The organism is Chryseobacterium rhizosphaerae (assembly GCF_003385455.1).
GTDB lineage: Bacteria > Bacteroidota > Bacteroidia > Flavobacteriales > Weeksellaceae > Chryseobacterium > Chryseobacterium rhizosphaerae.
In genome coordinates, this window is the sequence record NZ_QNUF01000022.1 from 23276 (window position 1) to 43503 (window position 20228).

21 protein-coding genes are annotated in these 20228 nt (G+C 35.7%); 8 read left to right on the forward strand and 13 right to left on the reverse strand.

The annotated features are described in order from the left end of the window. Window positions 1-24 precede the first annotated feature (24 nt). Entirely contained in the window at window positions 25-441 is a 417-nt protein-coding gene (locus DRF57_RS16835; RefSeq protein ID WP_047495561.1) for an NUDIX hydrolase, read from the reverse strand. Window positions 442-547: 106 nt separating this feature from the next. Further along, window positions 548-1222 (reverse strand): tRNA (5-methylaminomethyl-2-thiouridine)(34)-methyltransferase MnmD, encoded by a 675-nt coding sequence (mnmD, locus tag DRF57_RS16840; RefSeq protein WP_115919750.1) that lies wholly within the window; start codon window positions 1220-1222, stop codon window positions 548-550. A gap of 85 nt (window positions 1223-1307) precedes the next feature. Here mnmD and DRF57_RS16845 point away from each other — a divergent pair, with 85 nt between their 5' ends. From DRF57_RS16845 to DRF57_RS16865, 5 genes are all read left to right on the forward strand, one after another. Continuing rightward, entirely contained in the window at window positions 1308-2378 is a 1071-nt protein-coding gene (locus DRF57_RS16845; RefSeq protein ID WP_047495555.1) for a branched-chain amino acid aminotransferase, read from the forward strand. A 273-nt stretch (window positions 2379-2651) separates the two neighbouring features. Beyond that, window positions 2652-3164 carry an FKBP-type peptidyl-prolyl cis-trans isomerase gene (locus DRF57_RS16850; RefSeq protein ID WP_047495552.1) on the forward strand — a complete coding sequence of 171 codons (513 nt, stop codon included), beginning with the start codon at window positions 2652-2654 and terminating at the stop codon, window positions 3162-3164. An 81-nt stretch (window positions 3165-3245) separates the two neighbouring features. Continuing rightward, the gene (locus tag DRF57_RS16855) at window positions 3246-4283 is read left to right on the forward strand and encodes a peptidylprolyl isomerase (RefSeq protein WP_228406042.1); all 1038 of its coding nucleotides are present in this window, start codon (window positions 3246-3248) and stop codon (window positions 4281-4283) included. A gap of 119 nt (window positions 4284-4402) precedes the next feature. Then, a complete protein-coding gene (locus DRF57_RS16860) occupies window positions 4403-5566 on the forward strand; it encodes an aspartyl protease family protein (RefSeq protein WP_123863339.1) in 1164 nt (387 codons plus the stop codon). A 153-nt stretch (window positions 5567-5719) separates the two neighbouring features. Next, entirely contained in the window at window positions 5720-5935 is a 216-nt protein-coding gene (locus tag DRF57_RS16865; RefSeq protein WP_206607198.1) for a hypothetical protein, read from the forward strand. 70 nt (window positions 5936-6005) lie between these two features. Here the strand turns inward: DRF57_RS16865 and DRF57_RS16870 are convergent, their stop codons facing one another. The 9 genes from DRF57_RS16870 to DRF57_RS16910 all read right to left on the reverse strand — a co-directional run bounded on the left by DRF57_RS16870 (window position 6006) and on the right by DRF57_RS16910 (window position 16157). Beyond that, window positions 6006-6251, reverse strand: coding sequence for a hypothetical protein (locus DRF57_RS16870; RefSeq protein WP_123863341.1), 246 nt, complete (start codon window positions 6249-6251; stop codon window positions 6006-6008). Window positions 6252-6869: 618 nt separating this feature from the next. Next, on the reverse strand, window positions 6870-7757 hold the full coding sequence (locus DRF57_RS16875; RefSeq protein ID WP_115919756.1) for an alpha/beta fold hydrolase: 888 nt from the start codon (window positions 7755-7757) through the stop codon (window positions 6870-6872). A 345-nt stretch (window positions 7758-8102) separates the two neighbouring features. Beyond that, complete coding sequence (locus DRF57_RS16880) at window positions 8103-9461, reverse strand: M20/M25/M40 family metallo-hydrolase (RefSeq protein ID WP_115919758.1); 1359 nt, start codon at window positions 9459-9461, stop codon at window positions 8103-8105. Window positions 9462-9463: 2 nt separating this feature from the next. Then, window positions 9464-10825, reverse strand: coding sequence for a M20/M25/M40 family metallo-hydrolase (locus DRF57_RS16885; RefSeq protein ID WP_115919760.1), 1362 nt, complete (start codon window positions 10823-10825; stop codon window positions 9464-9466). 1 nt (window position 10826) lies between these two features. Then, complete coding sequence (locus tag DRF57_RS16890) at window positions 10827-12230, reverse strand: M28 family peptidase (protein WP_047495533.1); 1404 nt, start codon at window positions 12228-12230, stop codon at window positions 10827-10829. A gap of 54 nt (window positions 12231-12284) precedes the next feature. After that, window positions 12285-13529, reverse strand: coding sequence for a DUF1015 domain-containing protein (locus DRF57_RS16895; protein WP_047495531.1), 1245 nt, complete (start codon window positions 13527-13529; stop codon window positions 12285-12287). A 2-nt stretch (window positions 13530-13531) separates the two neighbouring features. Continuing rightward, the gene (locus DRF57_RS16900) at window positions 13532-14497 is read right to left on the reverse strand and encodes a D-2-hydroxyacid dehydrogenase (RefSeq protein ID WP_084084044.1); all 966 of its coding nucleotides are present in this window, start codon (window positions 14495-14497) and stop codon (window positions 13532-13534) included. Window positions 14498-14620: 123 nt separating this feature from the next. Continuing rightward, on the reverse strand, window positions 14621-15685 hold the full coding sequence (gene serC / locus DRF57_RS16905) for a 3-phosphoserine/phosphohydroxythreonine transaminase (protein WP_115919762.1): 1065 nt from the start codon (window positions 15683-15685) through the stop codon (window positions 14621-14623). A 121-nt stretch (window positions 15686-15806) separates the two neighbouring features. Next, window positions 15807-16157: a 4Fe-4S binding protein gene (locus DRF57_RS16910; RefSeq protein ID WP_047495523.1), complete on the reverse strand. Its 351-nt coding sequence runs from the start codon at window positions 16155-16157 to the stop codon at window positions 15807-15809. A gap of 59 nt (window positions 16158-16216) precedes the next feature. On the opposite strand from DRF57_RS16910, the gene DRF57_RS16915 reads away from it, so the two are divergent. The 3 genes from DRF57_RS16915 to DRF57_RS16925 are packed head-to-tail and all read left to right on the forward strand — an operon-like array spanning window position 16217 to window position 18469. Beyond that, on the forward strand, window positions 16217-17251 hold the full coding sequence (locus DRF57_RS16915) for an acyl-CoA reductase (RefSeq protein WP_115919764.1): 1035 nt from the start codon (window positions 16217-16219) through the stop codon (window positions 17249-17251). A 49-nt stretch (window positions 17252-17300) separates the two neighbouring features. Beyond that, on the forward strand, window positions 17301-17747 hold the full coding sequence (locus DRF57_RS16920; RefSeq protein ID WP_228450428.1) for a peptidylprolyl isomerase: 447 nt from the start codon (window positions 17301-17303) through the stop codon (window positions 17745-17747). A gap of 32 nt (window positions 17748-17779) precedes the next feature. Beyond that, window positions 17780-18469 carry a Bax inhibitor-1/YccA family protein gene (locus DRF57_RS16925; protein ID WP_052188787.1) on the forward strand — a complete coding sequence of 230 codons (690 nt, stop codon included), beginning with the start codon at window positions 17780-17782 and terminating at the stop codon, window positions 18467-18469. Window positions 18470-19663: 1194 nt separating this feature from the next. On the opposite strand, the gene DRF57_RS16930 is transcribed toward DRF57_RS16925, so the two are convergent. Continuing rightward, window positions 19664-19912 (reverse strand): DUF6952 family protein, encoded by a 249-nt coding sequence (locus DRF57_RS16930; protein ID WP_047495508.1) that lies wholly within the window; start codon window positions 19910-19912, stop codon window positions 19664-19666. Continuing rightward, window positions 19912-20220: a thioredoxin family protein gene (locus tag DRF57_RS16935; RefSeq protein WP_115919768.1), complete on the reverse strand. Its 309-nt coding sequence runs from the start codon at window positions 20218-20220 to the stop codon at window positions 19912-19914. The genes DRF57_RS16930 and DRF57_RS16935 overlap by 1 nt, the downstream gene beginning before the upstream one ends. Window positions 20221-20228 lie beyond the last annotated feature (8 nt).

Consider the following 20228-nt stretch of genomic DNA (forward strand, 5'->3'; position numbering starts at 1 on the left):
TAATATAAAATTCCTGTAAGTTTCTTACAGGAATTTTTCTTTTAATTTATCGAATACAATTTTATCTATGGGAAGAGGAAACGGATTGTCGGGTCTGTCGATAGCCATCCATTCTGTTTTCTCAATGCAGGGATCCATAATCAGGAAATCTTCTTCATTGGTGATATGGACAATATAATATATGGTAAGGAGCTGTTCGTTTTCTCTGAAGCGGGAAACCAAAAAATTTTCTTGAGTAAAGAAATGCTCTTTAATATCTATTTTTACATTGAGCTCTTCATCGAATTCACGGTGCAGACATTCCAGGACTCCTTCTCCATATTCCAATCCTCCTCCGGGGAATTTAACTAAAGCTTCTCCTGCATATTCTTCAAATAAGGTTAAAACTTTTTTGTCTTTCACTGCACAACCATACACTCTAATGTTGATCTTGTCTATCATATATAATAGGTATAATATTTTGTAAAGCTAAGGTAAGGAATTTTCATGAAGCAGTAGGGCGAAAATAGGAAAAAGGAATGGAGGTAAATCCACCTTTTTACACCCATTAAAGCTTTAGTGCGTTAATCATCTCTCTTTTTCCCGGGGGACCCTGTTTTTTCTCTACCTTAAAGTTCAGCTCCTGAAGAATTCTTCTTACGCTTCCTTTAGAAGAGTAGGTTGTTAATAATCCATTAATGGCCATTTTGTCAGAAACCATTTCAAATAATGGTTTTTCCCAAAGATCAGGCTGCACCCTTGCTCCGAAACAGTCGAAGTAGACCAGGTTAATGTTGGGCAATTCTATATCCTTCAGGTCAAAAAAGTCACATTCTATCTTTTTTAAGTTGAAACCACTAATGATTTCAACTGGCTTTTCCCAATCTGCTAGATGAATTTTCTGATAAATATTTTTGAATTCAGGGTTATCAAAAAGCTCAAAATATGCCAAATCGTTAACTTCGGATTCATTTACGGGGTATTTTTCGAGCGAAAAATAATTAATGACATGATTTTTGTCAGTTTTTAAATATTCATTAATTGTAACCAAAACATTCAAACCTGTTCCAAAACCGAGTTCTAAAATATTAATTTCGTAATAATTAACTAAATTTAGTCCATTTTTGATAAACACATGTTCTGCTTCTTGCAATGCGCCATGATGAGAATGGTAGTTTTCATTTAAATCATTGATAAACAATGTTTTACTCCCGTCGTTTGTGGTCTTTATTTCTCTTTTCAAGCTATTTTTTTGTCAAATTTACTCTAAAATTTTTATATTTAGAAAATTATATTAAATTTGTAGAACATCGTAAAAAATTTTAAAAATGATAATTCAAAAAACTGAAAACTCTAGAATTTCTACATTTGACCCAAATAATTTTTCATTTGGTGGTACTTTCATTGATCATATGATCATCTGTGAGTATGAAGATGGAAAATGGGGTGATGTGAAATTAGTTCCTTACGGTCCGATACCATTTACACCTGCTATGATGGGAGTAAACTATGGGCAAGCTTGTTTTGAAGGTATGAAAGCTTATAAAGACAAAGATGGGCAGGTTTTCCTTTTCAGGCCTGAAAAGAATTTTGAACGTATCAATAAGTCAGCAAAGCGTCTTGCTATGCCTGAAGTGACTGAGGAAATGTTTTTAGACGGATTGAAAGCGTTGGTAGATATCGACAGAGAGTGGATTCCACAAGGAGAAGGAATGTCTTTATATATCAGACCATTGATTTTTGCTACTGAAGAAGCTTTGAAAGCAAGAGTTTCTAACAAATATATGTTCGCTATTGTTGCAACCCCTGCGAAGAGCTATTATTCAGAGCCTGTTTCTGTAAAAATCTCTGATCACTATTCAAGAGCAGCAAATGGAGGGGTAGGTTCTGCTAAAGCTGCAGGAAACTATGCCGCTTCTTTTTACCCAACTCAGTTGGCTATCGAAGAAGGATATGAGCAAATTATCTGGACGGATGATGCTACCCATGAATATTTTGAAGAGAGTGGTACTATGAATGTATTTGTAAGAATTAACGATACTATTTATACACCTCCAACTTCAGAGAAGATTCTTGACGGAGTTACAAGAGACAGTTTCCTTCAATTGGCTAAGAAAAGAGGTATTGAAGTGAAAGTAGAACCAATTCCGGTAAAAACGGTAGTTGAAGCTCAGAAAAATGGTACTTTAAAAGAAGTATGGGGAGTAGGAACTGCTGTAGTAACTACGGTGTTCCAGGCTTTAGGATACCAGGGAGAAAAACTGGAGCTTCCAAGATTATCTGATGAGGATAGTTTTGCAGCTACTCTTAAGAAAGATTTGGTAGACCTACAGAACAATCTTTCTGAAGATCCATTCGGATGGAGAGTTGTGGTTGACCACGCTTTAGAAACAGTTTAATCTAAACTGAATATAAAATATATAGAAGCCGGAATATTTCCGGCTTTTTTTATTGACCTGCCATAGGGGATGAAAAATTAATATGGAAAATCCAGTATTTTTTAACATGAAAGAGCCTTGCATAAAGTTTTTCTTAGTCATCTTAAAAACCTGTAGTTGGAAGCAATTTTTTGTTACGGTAAAATATCGTATTTTATGTTCCTTAAATTGTTCCTGGAAATCTGATATAAGTTTTGTAATTGATTCACGAAATGTGTATTTTCGCAAAAGTTTATGAGAAAATTAGTCTTCATATCATTAGTCAGTCTGTTGAGCTGCAATAGAAATGCACAGCCGGCACATCCTCCCGTAGGCGGTGTTTTGAGCCAAAAAGATCTGGACGTTTCTAAAGAAAGGATGAAAAATCTGAATACCATAGAAAGAGGGCATATCCAGCAGTGGGCCAATAGCCAGCCGGTAAAATATTATCCTACACAGCTTAATTACTGGGTTACAGTGGAAGGGTATGATCAGAGAGAAAGGAGAGCAGATAATACCATGATCTCTTATTCTTATGATCTGTATGATTTTGATGAGACCAAGATTTATGATCAGTCTTTTGAAAGAAGAGACGCTAAATTTGGACATTTTGATGAGCTGAAAGCTGTAGAAAATGCATTACGATTTATACGTAATGGAGAAGAGGTAACCCTTTTGGTACCATCTTCCCTGGCATATGGAACATTTGGAGACGAAAAAAAAATAGATAACGACATCCCATTAATCATAAAATTAAAAGCTTTATAATACATGAAATTGTTTAACAAAAATATAATTCTGGCAGCGGCAAGTATTTCGCTGATGAGTTGTACTCCAATTTATAAAAAAATGAACGTAGACAAAGAAACTTACGAAGGTCTTAATGACGGACTTTATGCAAATTTTCAAACCACAAAAGGGAATCTGATTGTAAAGTTTGAAGACAAGAAAGCACCAGTAACTGTGGCCAACTTTATCGGTCTTGCAGAAGGGAAAATCGACAACAAGGCTAAAGCTAAAGGAGTTCCTTATTATGATGGAACAATTTTCCACAGAGTGATCAAAGATTTCATGATTCAGGGAGGTGATCCTCAGGGAACAGGAATGGGAGATCCTGGATATAAATTCGAGGATGAGAGAAACGACCTTAAACATACTGGAAAAGGTATTCTTTCTATGGCAAACTCTGGACCTAATACCAATGGTTCTCAGTTTTTCATCACTGAAGTGGCTACACCTTGGTTAGACGGAAAACACACTATTTTCGGTAAAGTAGTGAAAGGAAATGACGTAATTGATGCTATTGCTAACGTTGAAAAAGGAGCTCAGGATAAGCCTAAAACAGATATCGTTTTAGAAAAAGTTTCTGTTTTCGGTAAAGGTGATGAGTACAAAAACTACGATGCAGCTAAGACTTTCAGCGAAGGGAAAGCTAAAATCGCAGAAAATAATAAAGCTTTCATTGCTAAAGAGGAAGCTGAAAGAAAGAAAAAAGAAGAAGAATTCAAAGCTAATCAGGAGAAAATGACTGAAGCCCTGAAAGCAGGTATGCAGAAAACTGAATCTGGTCTTTATTACAAAATTACAAAAACGACAGACGGAAAAGCTCCGAAATCAGGTGATAATGTATCTGTACACTATGCTGGAAAGTTAGTAGACGGGACAGAATTTGATTCTTCATTCAAAAGAAATGAGCCTATCGATATTCCAATCGGAATGGGAAGAGTAATCAAAGGATGGGATGAAGGGATCCTGTTATTGAAAGAAGGTGAAACTGCTACTTTATTGATCCCGCCAGCAATGGCTTATGGAGAAAGAGGAGCAGGAGGAGTTATTCCGCCAAACGCTTGGTTAATCTTCGATGTTGAGCTTGTAAAAGTGAAATAATTGAAATCTTTTTAAGATATAAAAGCCGTTCCGGAAGGGGCGGCTTTTTTTGTTTTTGATGGAAGAATAAGAAATTTTGGTCAGACTTTAAAAAATATTATTTTAGTAAAAAATACCTTGTGAAAAAAATTTTACTTAGTCTCTTGTTATTATCTAATCTTAACTTGTTTGCCCAGGGGAAGAAATTCTTTGAAGGGGGAGAGGTTCAGCTAAAAGAAGCCGTTGAAAAACTCAACTTACAATATTCTACCGATTTACCTTTTGTAAAAGTGAATATTAATGGAAAAATGTATAATTTTCTGTTCGATACCGGAGCTCCAACTATTATTTCTACAGCCATCTATACTGATCTGGGGCTTGAAAAAAAACATAAAAGTACTGTAAAGGACTCTCAGAAAAACAAACAGGAACAGATTTTCACCGTATTGCCTGAGATGGTTGTCGACCAGGTTACCTTTAAAAATATAGGGGTTATGGTGATGGATCTTAAAGCGGCAGAATTCGGATGTCTAAAAGTGGATGGTATTCTCGGAGCCAATCAGATGGCAAAACTTTTTTGGCGGATAAATTATACTGAAAAATCTCTGGAAGTGACTCAAAGTCTTTCCAGGTTTGATCTTAAAGGGTATGATATTGTTATCCCTTTTGAGACGAAAGATCAGAAAACTCCCATCGTAGAAACAAAAATTTTAGATAAAAAAAATAATTTTACTTTCGATACCGGTTTTTCAGGGAATATAAAGATTACAGAGAATGACTTTAATGCTAAGAAAGTATCAGAGCGAATAGAAGTATATGGGAATAATGCGGTAGGAGCTTATGGTGCCGGAAAGCCCACACTCGGTTATATTTTCAAACCCTCAGATTGGGTATTGGGAAATAAAAATTTTACCAATGAGATAATGACTACAGGAAGTTCAAATTTGATTGGAAATGATTTCCTGAAAAATTTTGTTTTTATTTTAGACTGGTCTGATCATAAAATCTATATGAAACAGATTGGAAATAATTCTCATAAACTGGAATCTTTCGGTTTTGGATATCGTTTTATAGATACAAAACCTACGGTTGTTTATATATTTCAGGAAGAGCATTTTCCTTTACAGATTGGCGATTCAATTATCAGTATTAATGATATTAAGCTTGATAATCTCGATAAAGATGGTGCATGTCACTATTTTCTCAATAGGGTAGAAAGTCAATATGATACGATTAATGTGAAAATTAAGAGGAATGGGAATATACTGGATATAACCCTGAAAAAGAAAGCATATCTGAAATAACGAACAGCTGTTGTAGAAAAGGATTGTTGATATTCTAAAAAAGGATCAGGAAAATTGATGTATGCCAATATGGATTACCGTAGAAATCCGGATTTCTGTACAACCAATTTATGCTTATCTTTATCCATCACCAATGAAACAAAATATAAGAATATGATTAATCTAGATTATGCTTTGATCCGAAAAGAAATTGAAGCACAAGTATGTAAAGAACATGGTTTGCATCCTGAATTTGTGAAAACAGATGATGGTTTTGGAATAAAGGCCTGTTGTGAACCTTTCAGGATAGAACTGGGAGCAAAATCTGAAAAAATGATTGAGGAAGAAACGATAAAGATTCTTACCGAGATGATGAAAGGCATTGAATAAATGATCAGTGGGTCTAACACAAAAAACCGTCCCAAAGGACGGTTTTTTCAGTAAAAAAAAGAATTAAAAGTTATATGTTTCTGCTGGACCTTTTTTTCATACTTGTCCCCGCAAGGGAACTGATGAATACAAGACCAAAGCCGATGTAAGCGGCAAATGCGGTCAGATATATTATTAAGCTGTTAAAGCTTGGTTTTAAGGTGTATACCAATACAGAAAAGACGGCAAAACTCAATACCAAAAGCAGGCTCCAGATATGCATTTTTGCAGCATCTTCATTTCTCTTAAAAATCATTTCAAAAAAATCTCTCATCATTACTAACATTTTAAGGGTTATACATTAATTTATATGGATAAGCAGCTGTCTTACATGGTAAAAAGAATATATTCTCTTACTGGGCTAAGGTTCACGAAGACGTGCCATTTATTTATACGACTGAGCCCGGAGCATAAAGCTTAGGGTTGATCAGTAAATTTTTTGAATCATTAATGACTCATGGGTTCTGATACCAGTTTGATACAGATTATAAGTTTTATTGCGAAAAACAAACCGAAGGTTGATTAATCACAATTTCCATATCATTTAGGGTATCGTAGAAAAAAAAGATTCACATTTTGAATCAGTGGAAAACTGAAAATCTATAGAAGATCTTTTTTTTCATCTAGTGTTTTTATGTTTTTTTCGTTTTAAGACATGCCAATTTCATGCCAAAGTGAGTATTTTACCATTAACATTTTATTTTTTATGGCTGTATGTAGTTGTTTTACAGTGTTTTTTCAGACTTATTTCCTTAAACAAGGAGAAATGTTTTAAATTTTGGATTCTGATGATGAAAATTTCGGGCTAAAGCTCATTTCTATTAAGAAAATAAATAAGCCATTTGATTATATAATCACAACCGTAAAAATAGGTGTGATCATCTGTTTTTATATTCTATTTTTTTTGACTGTTTATTCCTGAAAGAAATGTACCAATCCGCTCATTAATTTCATTTGGAAACTCTCCATTGATTGCATGTGAAGCTGCCGGCCAAATTTCAGCTTCAATAGGGTTCGAAAGACTTTTTGCATAGGCTAAGGCTTTAGCTGAATCATGTACAATACTTTTGCCTGCAAAAATGACCAATATTGGTGCTTGAATAGAGTTTAACTGTTCAGTAGTAAACTGCTTAGGAGGTGGTGTTTTGATCAGAAAATCTTTTAATCCAATCGAAATAAGGCGAGCGGTAGAATCTTGCGGATCGACCTGAGCTCCTCCAGAAATCCAGCTCATTGATTTTTTGCGCCAGGATTCAGGAACAAAAGGAAGAATAGTAATCAGTGAAAACAGAATGATTTTCAGAGAAAATGGAGCAAAAACCAGCGCGGGATCCAACAAGATAATGGATGCAATATATTTTTGATAATAGACGGCATAATTTACTGCGGACCAGCCGCCAAAAGAAACACCCACCAGATGGACCTTTGTTAGTTGTAGTTCCCTCAAGACGTCTTCTACCCAGACAGCCTGTTGTTCATTATCTTTAATAGGTTTTGTTTGGGTACTCATACCGGGTTCACCCAGAAGATCCATAGAATAAACATCATAAGTCTTGAGCAGTCCTGCCATATTGGGTTCCCACATGGGTGTTGAAGCTGCTCTTCCCGGAAAAAGCAGAATAGGTATTCCTCCCCGGTTTCCAAACCGATAGACCCTTACTGTTCCATAAGTAGTATCGATATCGAAGATCTCCTGTGGTACAGGAAGTTTCTTCATGGCTTCATCATAAAATGTAAGAAATTTCTGATGTATTTTTTCTGATTTGAATCTACTTATTTCCATACCATATTCTATTATTCTAATGTAAGATGGTGTAATATAGCTATTTAATATGGTCAAAATAGCAATTCAGAAACAAAATCTGATTTAAAATATCCGGATCCATTGAAGACTAAAATGAAATTTGATCAGTTATAGTCTCCGGCAGATGTATTGTACAACCTCCGAATCTTTGCAAGCATCGAATGCGAATTATGTTTTGGCGACAGCCATTAGATGAATTTTTATAAGATAAAAGGGCTAAAGCCCTTTTCGATTGATGATAAATTAGAGAGTTCATAAAAACCCGAATTTTTCAAGGTTTCTATGAACTCTTTTGATGTTAATTTTTTAAGATACAAACGGGGATTACCAGTTTTTATCAATCATGTAGATCATCTGTGTCATTGCTGCAGCGCCTAGCAGAAGCTCTCTGCGGTTTACCTTTTCAAAGGTATCTTCTTCGGTGTGATGGATATCGAAATATCTTTGTGAATCGGGCATCAGCTCAGCAGCTGGGATTCCCATATCGTGAAGTGGGTATAAATCTGTTCCTGAGAATCTTTCGTTAAAGTTATAGACTCCATAAGGAAGGAAGAGTTTTGACCAGCCCTTGATTTGATTTCTTTTGGTATCATCCATATCCAGGGCAATACCTCTCGGGGCAAAACCGCCGGCATCAGATTCAATAGCGAAAAGATGTTTTTCATTGTTTTCTTTTACCGCTTTACCATACTGAACACCTCCTTTTACGCCGTTTTCTTCATTGGCGAAACATACAACTCTGATGGTATGGTTGTTTTGTATTCCCAGTTTTTTGAAGGTTCTCAAGACTTCTATACTCTGAACAATTCCGGCTCCGTCATCATGTGCTCCTTCACCTACATCCCAAGAATCCAGGTGTCCGCCAACAACAATAACGCTTTGGTCTTTTTTACCCGTAATTTCACCAATAACAGAGTGGGAGAGTTTCTCACCTTTCATCCCACAGTTGGAATTAAGTTTGGCCGTGATCTTCTGGTTTTTCAGCAGAGTTTCCAGCTCATCTGCCGTTGTGTTTCCAACAGCTACAGCGGGTACTTTGGATACATTATCTTCATAACGCATTGCTCCGGTATGGGGAACATCATCGAAAGCTGAAGAAAGAGAACGTATAATAGCGAATTTCCCCCCTTTTTTAGCAGTTAATGCCGCAGCAGTTACCCGATATTTGGCAGCATCACTATATCCTTTGAATGTTTCTATAAATGACTGACTGAAAGGGTAGTTGAAGAAAACAATCTTATCCTTTACTTTCTCAGCAGGCAATGCATTATATTCTTCAATGGATTTTACCATGATGATTTCTCCTGAAATATCTTTTCCTCCTGTCCCTTCAGAATTTCCTAAAGAAAGCATTTTAAGATTTTTCCAGCTGCCGTTTGCCGTTTTGATGTGCAAGGATTCCTTGCCTCTTTCCCAGACCGGAATCATTACTTCCTGAAGCCAGACTTTATCGGCTCCGGCATCTTTAAGTTTCTGCGCTGCCCATTTTACGGACTTTTCATAAGCTTCGGAACCGCTTAAACGATGGCCAATATTTTTGGTGAGTTCCCTCAATTCGTTATAGCCTTTTCCATTGTTTAAGATTTCAGTAGAAATCCTGTTAAACTGTACGGAATCTTCTTTGGTTTGGCCCAAAACAGCTACTCCCAAAAGTAATAATGTTGTACCTAATATCTTTTTCATGATTACCAATTTTTATCAATCATATAAATAAGTTGTGTCATCACACTGGAGCCGAGAAGAAGTTCTCTGCGGTTTACTTTTTCAAAAGTATCTTCTGAAGTGTGATGGATATCGAAATAACGTTGTGGATCAGGAACTAATTCTGCAGAGGGAACACCCATTTCATGGAGTGGAGCAATATCTGACCCTGAATATTTTCCCTCGAAATTGTAAACTCCATAGGGCAAGAAGAGGTTTACCCAGCTTTTGATCTGGTCTCTTTTGGTGTTGTCCATTTCTAACGAAATACCTCGTGGAGCATAGCCCCCTGCATCAGATTCAATGGCGAAAAGATGTTTTTCGTTGTGATCTTTAGCTGTTTTTCCATATTGCTTGCCTCCTTTTGTCCCATTTTCTTCATTGGCGAAACAAACGGCTCTGATGGTATGGTTATTTTGTATTCCCAGTTTTTTGAAGGTTCTTAAGACTTCTATACTCTGAACGATTCCTGCTCCGTCATCATGAGCTCCTTCTCCTACATCCCACGAATCAAGATGGCCGCCAACAACAATAACGTTTTGATCTTTTTTGCCTGTAATTTCACCAATAACAGAGTGGGAGAGTTTCTCACCTCTCATCCCACAGTTGGAATTAAGTTTTGCCGTTACCTTTTGATTTTTTAATAAAGCTTCCAGTTCGTCTGCGCTGGTGTTTCCAATCGTCACTGCGGGAACTTTAGACACATTATCATCATAACGCATATTTCCGGTGTGTGGAACATCATCAAAAGCGGAAGAAAGAGAGCGTATAACAGCAAATTTCCCTCCTTTTTTAGCCGTTAAAGAAGCTGCTGTCCTTCTGTAAGCTCCAGCTTCCCGATAGGCAATAAAGGTTTGTACATGTCCCTGATTGAAGGGGTAATTAAAGAAAACAATTTTATTTTTAACTTTTTCAGCCGGTAACCTGTCATATTCTTCCAATGATTTTACCATGATGATTTCTCCTGAAACATCTTTTCCTCCTGTCCCTTCAGAGTTGCCCAAAGAAAGCATTTTAAGGCTTTTCCAGCTTCCATTTGAAGTTTTGATGTGTAAGGATTCCTTACCTCTTTCCCAGACAGGAATCATCACTTCCTGAAGCCAGACTTTATCAGCTCCGGCATCTTTAAGTTTCTGTGCCGCCCATTTTACAGATTCTTCATAAGCTTGAGAACCGCTCAACCGGTTACCAATATTTTTGGTGAGCTCTTTTAATTCATTGTAGCCTTTTCCATTATTCAGGATTTCTGTGGAAATCCTGTTAAACTGTATAGAATCCTCTTTGGTTTGGCCGGATACAAAAGCCACCCCGAGAATCAGTACTGATAGATTTATAATTTTTTTCATGTTACCAGTTTTTATCAATCATGAAAATAAGTTGAGTCATAGCAACAGCTCCCAGAAGAAGCTCTCTTTTATTTACTTTGTCGAAAGTATCTTCTACAGAATGATGGTAATCAAAATAGCGCTGTGTGTCCACTACCAGCTCTGCCAGAGGAATATCCAGTTTTTTTAAAGGGGCAATATCCTGTATTGCATACGTTTGATCAAAATCATAAATTCCGTAGGGAAGGAAATAATTTTTCCATTCAAAGATCTGTCTTCTTCTTTGGGGAGGCATATCTAATGAGAATCCTCTTGGAGAATAGCCTCCGGAATCTGTTCCTAAAGCGAAAATATGTTTCTCATCTTTCTTTTTTACATACGAAGCATACATATCCCGACCCTGGCCGCCGTTTTCACTATTGGCGTACAAGACGACTCTTATCGTATGATTATTGGTGAAACCAAGCGCTTTAAGCGTTCTTAAAACCTCAATGCACTGTACAACTCCGGATCCGTCATCATGGGCTCCTTCTGCAAAGTCCCATGAATCAAGCTGCGCTCCCAAAACAATCACTTTCCCATCTTTATTTCCAGGAATTTCACCAATGATATTTTGGTTAACAGCTTCTCCTTTTGTTTCGGCAGATAGGTTCAGCTTGGCGGTTACTTTTTGCTTTTTTAGTAATTTTTCAAGTTCATCAGCTGATTTTACACCAATGGTTATTGCAGGGATTCTCACCCTGTCGTCCGGTTCATAATAAATCATTTTAGCATGAGGTGTATCATCTGAAGCTGTAGTGAGTGAGCGTATAATTAAACCTTTAGCCCCTCTTTTGCCAATAACAGAGGCTGAGAGCAATTTAGATTTGGCAGTGATAAGATAAGCGTCAACGGTATTAACTACTTTCTGGTCTAAAGGAGAATTGACAAAAATGATCTTATCTTTTAATTGAGCAGAAGTTAAAGCGTTCAGTTCTGTCATGTCATTCACCAGTAAAAGTTCTGCTGTAAGATCTTTTCCCCCTGTTCCTTCAGAATTTCCAAAGGAGAGCATTCTGATATTTTTCCATTCTCCGTTTCCTGATTTTATTTGCAGAGACTCTTTACCTCTGATCCAGACAGGAACTTTTACATCCTGTTTCCATATATTTTGTATACCGGCGTCTTTCAGCTTTTTTTCAGCCCATTCGGATGCTTTTGCATATCCCGGAGTGGCACTGAAGCGCGGTCCGATGCCTTTTGTAAGCTCTCCAAGATTAGAATAAGCTTCACCGTTGGTTAAGATTTCGTCTGATATCTTTTTAAATTCATCATGATAATTGAATTTGGCTACTGTGCCTTTTTTTGCCGGATGTTTTTGCGGCTTTTTCTGAGAAAATAAAAATCCACTCAAAAAGAGTGGAAGTATGATGAATATTTTTTTCATTTTTTATTTACCTTTCTTTTCCGATGTTAAAAGTAGGGAAAAAATAGGAATTTATTAAGGTTTCATGTCGTACATTAATAAAGCTGTAACCAATTTGGGTTCAATGAATGTACATTTCGGAGGCATACTTAATTTTAAGTCTGAAATTTTAATCATATCATTAAAACTTACAGGATAAATTCCGAAGCCTACTATGCCCTCACCACTGTCCACCTTTTCTTTTAGGATGTTGATTCCGTTCAGATTAGAAGTTCCTTTTACATAAGATATTTTATCTGAGCTATCAGGATCTTCAATTTTCAGGATATCTTTGAAAATATACTTATCCAAAAGATGGTGATCAAGGTTGTCCAGAGACATTTCTTTGGAACGCAGATCGTGTTTTACATGAAGTGAATAAAATTTCCCACCCAGATACATTGAAATATGGAATTTCTGAGAAGGGAAATAAGATGCTTCTCCTTTTTCATGAATAAGGAAATAAGTCTCAAGTTCCTTTAAAAACTGTTCATTGGAAAGACCGTTCATATCATGTAAAATCCTGTTGTAATCATGAATTTTAATAGATTGATTTGAAACGATGAAGCTGTATACAAAATTGTAAAGCTCGGTTCCGTTGTGTCTTTTATTTTTCTCTTTGTGACGTTTTGCATTGATGGCTGTAGAACCAATTCTATGGTGTCCGTCGGCAATATAAAATGAATCAATCTGATCGATTACTTCTTTGAACTGCTGAAGTTTCAAACGGTTATCTATTCTCCAGATTTTATGTCTTATCCCCAGGTTATCTGTATGATTAAAAATAGGAACATTTTTTTCCTCATGATTCATCAACAGCTCAATTTTAGAGTTGGCAGGGTAGGTAAGCAGGACAGGCTCGGCCTGCAGGCTTACTTTCTCAAGATAGTGTGCCAGTTTTTCTTTTTTCTGAGGAATGGTACTTTCATGTCTTTTGATTTTTCCATTCCAGAAATCTTCAATGCTGGCCAGTCCCAAAAGTCCTCTGAAAACCTGTTTATTGGGGTAGATTTGCTCATAAAGATAGTAGGCTGAACTGTCCTGGACCAATTTTTTTTCGTCCAGAAGTTCTTCAAATGTAGAACGGATCTTCCTTAGATTCCGGTCAATATCTTTGGATTTACTTACAACATAGGGTTTAATCATATTAATGTAAGTATTTTCAACTTGAGCCTTCTCTGCTATCTCTTCCTGGGTGAAATTATCCAGTGGGTGTGTAGGGAAAGTACTCTCCAAGTCTTTATGAGGTCTTATTCCACGGAAAGGTTTAAAAACAGGCATATTTATCTTATAGTTTCTTTTTGTAACTTAATAATTTGTTCCGCAAGTTCGACTCCGATTTTCTCTTGCGCATCCACTGTATTACCTCCTACATGAGGAGACAGGGATAATGAAGGGTTCATTAATAAAGGCAGTTCCGGGCTAGGCTCATTTTCAAAAACATCCAGTGCCGCTCCTGCTACTTTGCCTGACTCAATGAAGTCTATTAATGTCACTTCATTGATAACTCCGCCTCTTGCTGTATTTACAATATAAACACCGTCTTTCATTTTTTCAAACTGAGGGGTATCTATAATATACTCATTTGTTTTTGGAGTATTGATACTGATAAAGTCTGCATCTTTAAGAAATGCATCCATATCATTGGTAGAAGTGATTTCAAAATGAACAGCCTGGCCATCAAAAAAATTCAGGGTAAGAACTTCCGTTCTCGGACTTTTTGTAAGAACCCGAACCTTCATGCCTAAGGCAATTCCTATTTTTACCACTTCCTGGCCAATACTTCCAAAGCCAATCACTCCTAATGTCTTTCCTGAAAGTTCATAAGCATTACTGAATGACTTTTTCATGGCATTAAAGTGAGTATCTCCTTCTAAAGGCATCAGCCTGTTTGATTCATGAAGAAATCTTGCCAATGAAAAAAAGTGTCCGAAAACCAGTTCCGCTACAGACTTTGAAGATGCTGTAGGCGTATTGATAATCTTAATTCCTTTGCTTTTAGCATAGTCCACATCAATATTATCCATCCCAATCCCACCTCTTCCTATAATCTGAAGACCGGGGCATGCATCAATCAGTTCTTGTTTTACTTTTGTTGCACTTCTTACCAAAAGAACATCTACATTATTATCATTGATAAATTTAATAACGTGATCTTGGGCGACTCTATTGTCCAGAATCTCAATTCCGGCTTCTTTTAAAGCCTGTTCTCCTGATTTTGAAATTCCATCGTTTGCTAAAACTTTCATGTGTTATTTGATTTAAAGATTGAAAAATTTAAATATTTCAAAATTTTAAAACTGAGGTGCAAATTAATAAATTTAAATTAACTGCTTCTCAATCTTTCAATCTTTGAATTTTTAAGGTTTAAATTATTTGATAGATTTCATGACGTCCACTAAAACCTGTACGCTTTCAATAGTCAAAGCATTGTACAAGCTTGCTCTGTATCCGCCTAAGCTTCTGTGTCCGTTAAGTCCACTGATACCGGCAGCTTTCCATGCGTTATCAAATTCTTCTTTTTTGCTTTCATCCGTAATGTTGAAAGAAACATTCATTAATGAACGGTCTTCTTCTACACAGAATGTTTTAAACAAAGGATTGCTATCAATTTCATCGTATAAAAGTTTTGCTTTTGCTTCATTTCTTTGTTCTGCAGCAGCAATTCCCCCGTTATTTTCAAGATGTTGAAGAGTCAGTAAAGATGCATAGATAGGGAATACAGGTGGAGTATTGTACATAGATTCTTTGCTGATATGCTGAGAATAATCCAGCATAGACAACATATTCTCTCTTCCTGTTTTACCTAGAATTTCTTTTTTTATAACTACTAAAGTAACTCCTGCAGGTCCCATATTTTTCTGAGCTCCGGCATAGATTAAGTCAAATTTTGAGAAATCAAGCTGTCTTGAGAAAATATCAGAACTCATATCACAAACCATCAGCGTATCTACCTCAGGGAAAGATTTCATTTGAGTTCCATAGATTGTATTGTTGGAGGTACAGTGAAAATAATCATAATCTGAACCTACCGTATAATTTTTAGGAATGAAAGAATAATTTTCCTCTTTTGAAGAACCTACAACATCTACAGTTCCTAATTTTTTTGCTTCTTTGATCGCTCCTGCAGCCCACGTACCTGTATCCAGATAAGCTGCTTTGCCACCTACTTTCATAAGGTTATAAGGAACCATTGCAAACTGCATGCTGGCACCACTACCCAAATAAAGTACTTCATAGTCATCACCAAGATTCATCAACCTTTTTACAATAGCACGTGCTTCGTCCATTACGGCTACGAAATCCTTGCTTCTGTGTGATATTTCAAGAAGTGATAATCCAATACCATTAAAATCTAAAATAGCCTGGGCTGATTTTTCAAATACTTCCTGAGGTAAAATGCATGGTCCTGCGCTGAAGTTGTGCTTTTTGTTCATATTTTTTTACTTTTTGGTTGTAACAGGGAGCTGGCTTCCCTGCGATTTATTTTTTTCTTTTTTACTAGATTTTGAATTTATCGTTAAAAAAACCGCCTCACAGATGATGAGACGGAATTTTTTATTCGCCGTGTAAAAATGCTTTTTTATTAAGAAGTGCTTCCTCAGATTCTACATGATCCTCATCAGGAACACAACAGTCTACCGGGCATACAGCCGCACACTGTGGTTCTTCATGGAAGCCTTTACACTCCGTACATTTATCTGTTACAATGAAATATACATCATCACTTACAGGTTCCTGTGCCGCGTCAGCATCTACAGTAAGTCCTGATGGCAATGTAATTGTCCCATTCAGGGCAGTACCATCAGAAGCTTTCCAGTCTACAGCTCCTTCATATATTGCATTGTTCGGGCATTCAGGTTCACAAGCCCCACAGTTAATGCATTCATCAGTTATTTTAATAGCCATCGCTAATTTTTTTTAAATTTGCACAAAATTACAAAATATTCCCCAATTTTACAGTAATTATGAATACCGAAAATCAAGTTTTAGGACTTATTGAATTAAGTGATTATATAAAGGCGTTTTTATCGAAAAAAACGGAAGACTACAATCAGGATGATGTAGATATTGAATTATTATTACAAAAAACAAAAATAGAGAATCAATGGTTTACCCTTGAGAATCAGAAATTTGCTTTACAACAGTGGGCAGATTTACTGACAGCAGAAAGTATTAACGGTTGGCTGAAAAACTATTCTATCTCGAAAATTTCAAAGAGAGTAGGGTTAATTTTAGCCGGAAATATTCCTTTAGTAGGATTTCATGATGTGGTTTCTGTGGTTTTGAGCAATCATATTCCGGTCATTAAGCTGTCTTCAAAAGATAAATATATGATTCCGTTCCTGCTCAAAAAATGGAAAGAGTTTTCCGGAGATCAGGTTCAGTTTGAATTCGTAGAAAGATTAGAGAATTTTGATGCGGTAATTGCTACCGGAAGTAATAATACTGCGAGATATCTGGAATATTATTTTAAAAATCATTTAAGTATTATCCGTAAAAACAGAACATCAGTTGCTGTTTTGAAAGGTGATGAAACAGAAGAAGAATTACAGCTTTTAGCCAACGATATTTTTCAGTATTTTGGCCTGGGATGCAGGAATGTAACCCGAATTTTTATTCCACAGGACTATGTAATCGACAGATTATTTGAAAGTTTCATAGGCTTCCAGGATATTATCAATCATCATAAATACGCCAACAATTATGATTATAACAGAGCAGTATACCTGCTTAATCAGGATAAATTCTGGGACAATAATTTTGTCATGTTGAAAGAGGATGATAAACTGTTTAGCCCGCTTTCCGTGATCAATTTCAGCAGATATACTTCACTGGATGATGTCAAGGATTTTATAGCTGAAAATGAAGAAAATATTCAGTGTATAGTCGCTAAAGACGAATTGGGATTAGACTCTATTCACTTCGGAGATGCTCAGAATCCTGGTCTTGATACCTATGCCGATAACGTAGATACGATGAAATTTTTGGAAATGGTCTGATTTTCGTATCTTCCATCACTTATTGCACCAAAATAATAAAATGGATCATATGAAAAAATTATTTTTAGGACTTGCCATCATTGGAGGACAACTGATATTCGCCCAAAAAGTTGTAGGACTGGAGGTTGAGAACAATCAAAAGAAAGAACAGCCGGCTACTATAAGTAAGGAGAAAGTAAGTCTCTATAATGATAATTTTATGAAGTTTATGGGGGCTTTACAAGCCTCTGACCATAAGACTATTGACGGTCTGCTTTCTGATAAAGTAAAAGAAATTGTGACGGATGATATTCTTAAAAAAGTAAAAGAAGGTATAGATCCTAACAAAAAACTTGAAGTCTCAAAAGTAGGGTATTACGTAACAATGGACGGTGCTAATCATCCTAATATTAAATACAAATATGCAGGAGATTCTTCTTCAAAAGAAGTGGTGAGTGCCGTATTTGAAGAGGATGGAAAAATTCTGGGAATTATGCCCGGAAAAAAAGATAAATAAATTTATTTTCGATTAATTAAAAAATGTTAACTATGAAGACAAATGTTTTAGTCGCTCATTCTTCGGAAGTGGATAGAGCTGATTTTTACAAAAAAACCTATTTGCATGTTGCTTTATCAATTCTTGCATTTATTGGAGTGGAAACCATTCTGTTGAAGACAGTACCGGTAGAAATTATTGCCATGATGTTCGGACAAAGATATACCTGGTTATTGATCATCGGTGTTTTCTGGCTGGCTTCTATTTTAGCTTCTAAATGGTCACTTTCACAAAGTAAGTCTACCCAATATCTTGGTTTAGGATTTTATGTCCTGCTGGAGGCGGTAATCTTTATGCCAATGCTTTATATTGCTACGAATATGGCAGGAGGAGCCAACGTGATCTTTCAGGCAGCTACTCTAACTATTGCTATGTTTGCCGGTATTTCTGCTGTGGCATTTACTTCTAAGAGAGATTTTTCTTTCTTAAGAAATATTATCGTTATCGGAGGATTTATTTCAATTGGATTGATTGTTGGCGGAATGTTATTCGGTTTCAACTTAGGCTTATGGTTTTCAGTGGGAATGACTATTTTGGCTTCAGCAACAATTTTATACCAAACCAGTAAATTAAAAGATTCATACGGAACCGATCAGTATGTAGGAGCTGCTTTACAGCTTTTTGCATCTATCATGCTTCTGTTTTGGTATATCTTAAGCATCTTAATGAGTAAGAGAAACTAATTCAATAATGATATGCCCTGTGCTTGTCGTTTATACATATAATCCTGGTGATATTTTCATCTGGATTTTTTATTTCTGTCAAAATTAATGGTTTCATAGATAAAATTTGAAATTCAATAGGAGTGAGCTTTAGCCTGCTTGTTTTTTAGATTGTATCCATTGGCTTTAGCCTAAACTTGTTTAAAATTTTCTCTCGCAGATTGAGCTGATTTGGCAGATGTTTATGTAACCGTTTTATAATTCCTCTTGTCCTTAAATAGTAAAGTAATATTTTTTAACGCAAAGAAAAAAATTAGAAGCTTGATCAATAAGGTTGCAAAGGATTGATTAATTGAAATTAATCTGATGAAGCTTATGTGATATAGGATAGATGTATTTAGTCATTTTTTTAACCACAAATAACACTGATATTTTCACAGATGACACTATTAATGCAGTTTGTATTTGTGGTATTCGTGTAAAAATATTTGTGCTATTAGTGTTTACTTAAATGTAAGCAAAAGTGAGATTTGAAATTCAATAGAAGTGGGCTTTAGCCCGCTTGTTTTTTATATTATATCTATTGGCTTTAGCCTAAACTTGTTTAAAATTTTTCTCTCGCAGATTGTGCTGATTTGGCAGATGTTTATATAGCTGTTTTTACTTTTACGATTCCTCTTGTCCTTAAATAGTAAAGTAATATTTTTTTAACGCAAAGAAAAAATTAGAAGCTTGATCAATAAGGTTGCAAAGGATTGATTAATTGAAATTAATCTGATGAAGCTTATGTGATATAGGATAGATGTATTTAGTCGTTTTTTTAACCACAAATCACACTGATATTTCACAGATGACACTATTAATGCAGTTTGTACTTGTGGTATTCGTGCAAAAATATTTGTGCTATTAGTGTTTGCTTAAATGTAAGTCAAAGAAAATGGTTGGGCTACAGATGAGATATATGAATATTTAAAGCAGCGAACCCAAAAAATCCTGATGACATTTCATCGGGATTTTAATTGGATATTCTTTAACAGATACGGATATAACTTCTGGCTTCATATTGACCAGATAGGTTTTTGAAGTATTGTTCCAGTTGAAAGTAAAGCAGTTATTAAAGAATAGGGAAAAAATATAGTAATGGGGAAGCCCCAGGTATATTGTGTTTTTATAATTTTTAATTATTAAACCAATTGATGGTAAATAAGTAAAGAACTATTTGTCGATAGATCCTAAAACCTTTTGTGCAAAAGAGTTTAAAGCATCTTTTTCGCTCATTCCATTCTGTACATTAGAGTGAACTTCCAAAGCTCCACAGATGTTTGTAATAAGCTCTCCGGCTACATTAAGATCTTCTTCACTTGTTCCTCTGAATTCACAGAAACTTTCCAGAACTTCCAATGTTTTTTCAAGATTTTCAGGAGTCTGATTCTGATAAAATTGTCTGATTACGGGTAATTTCATTATGATAATTCGTTAAAAAGGTTAATTAAACTTTCTGCCTGGTTAGATTGAACCTGATTTACTAATTCACCGTTTTTAAAGATGGCGAAAGTAGGTAAGTTGTCCACTTTTGCTAATTTTCTGCTTTCAGGAAGTTTTTCAGCATCTACATATAAGAAAGGGATAGTTTCATTTTCTGATGCTAATTTTTTGAATTTCGGCTTCATGATTCTGCAGTTTCCGCACCATGTTGCGCCATATTGAACAACTACTTTTTCGTTGTCATTCACAATATTCTGTAATGTATCTTCGGTTAATTTTGTGTACATGATAATAA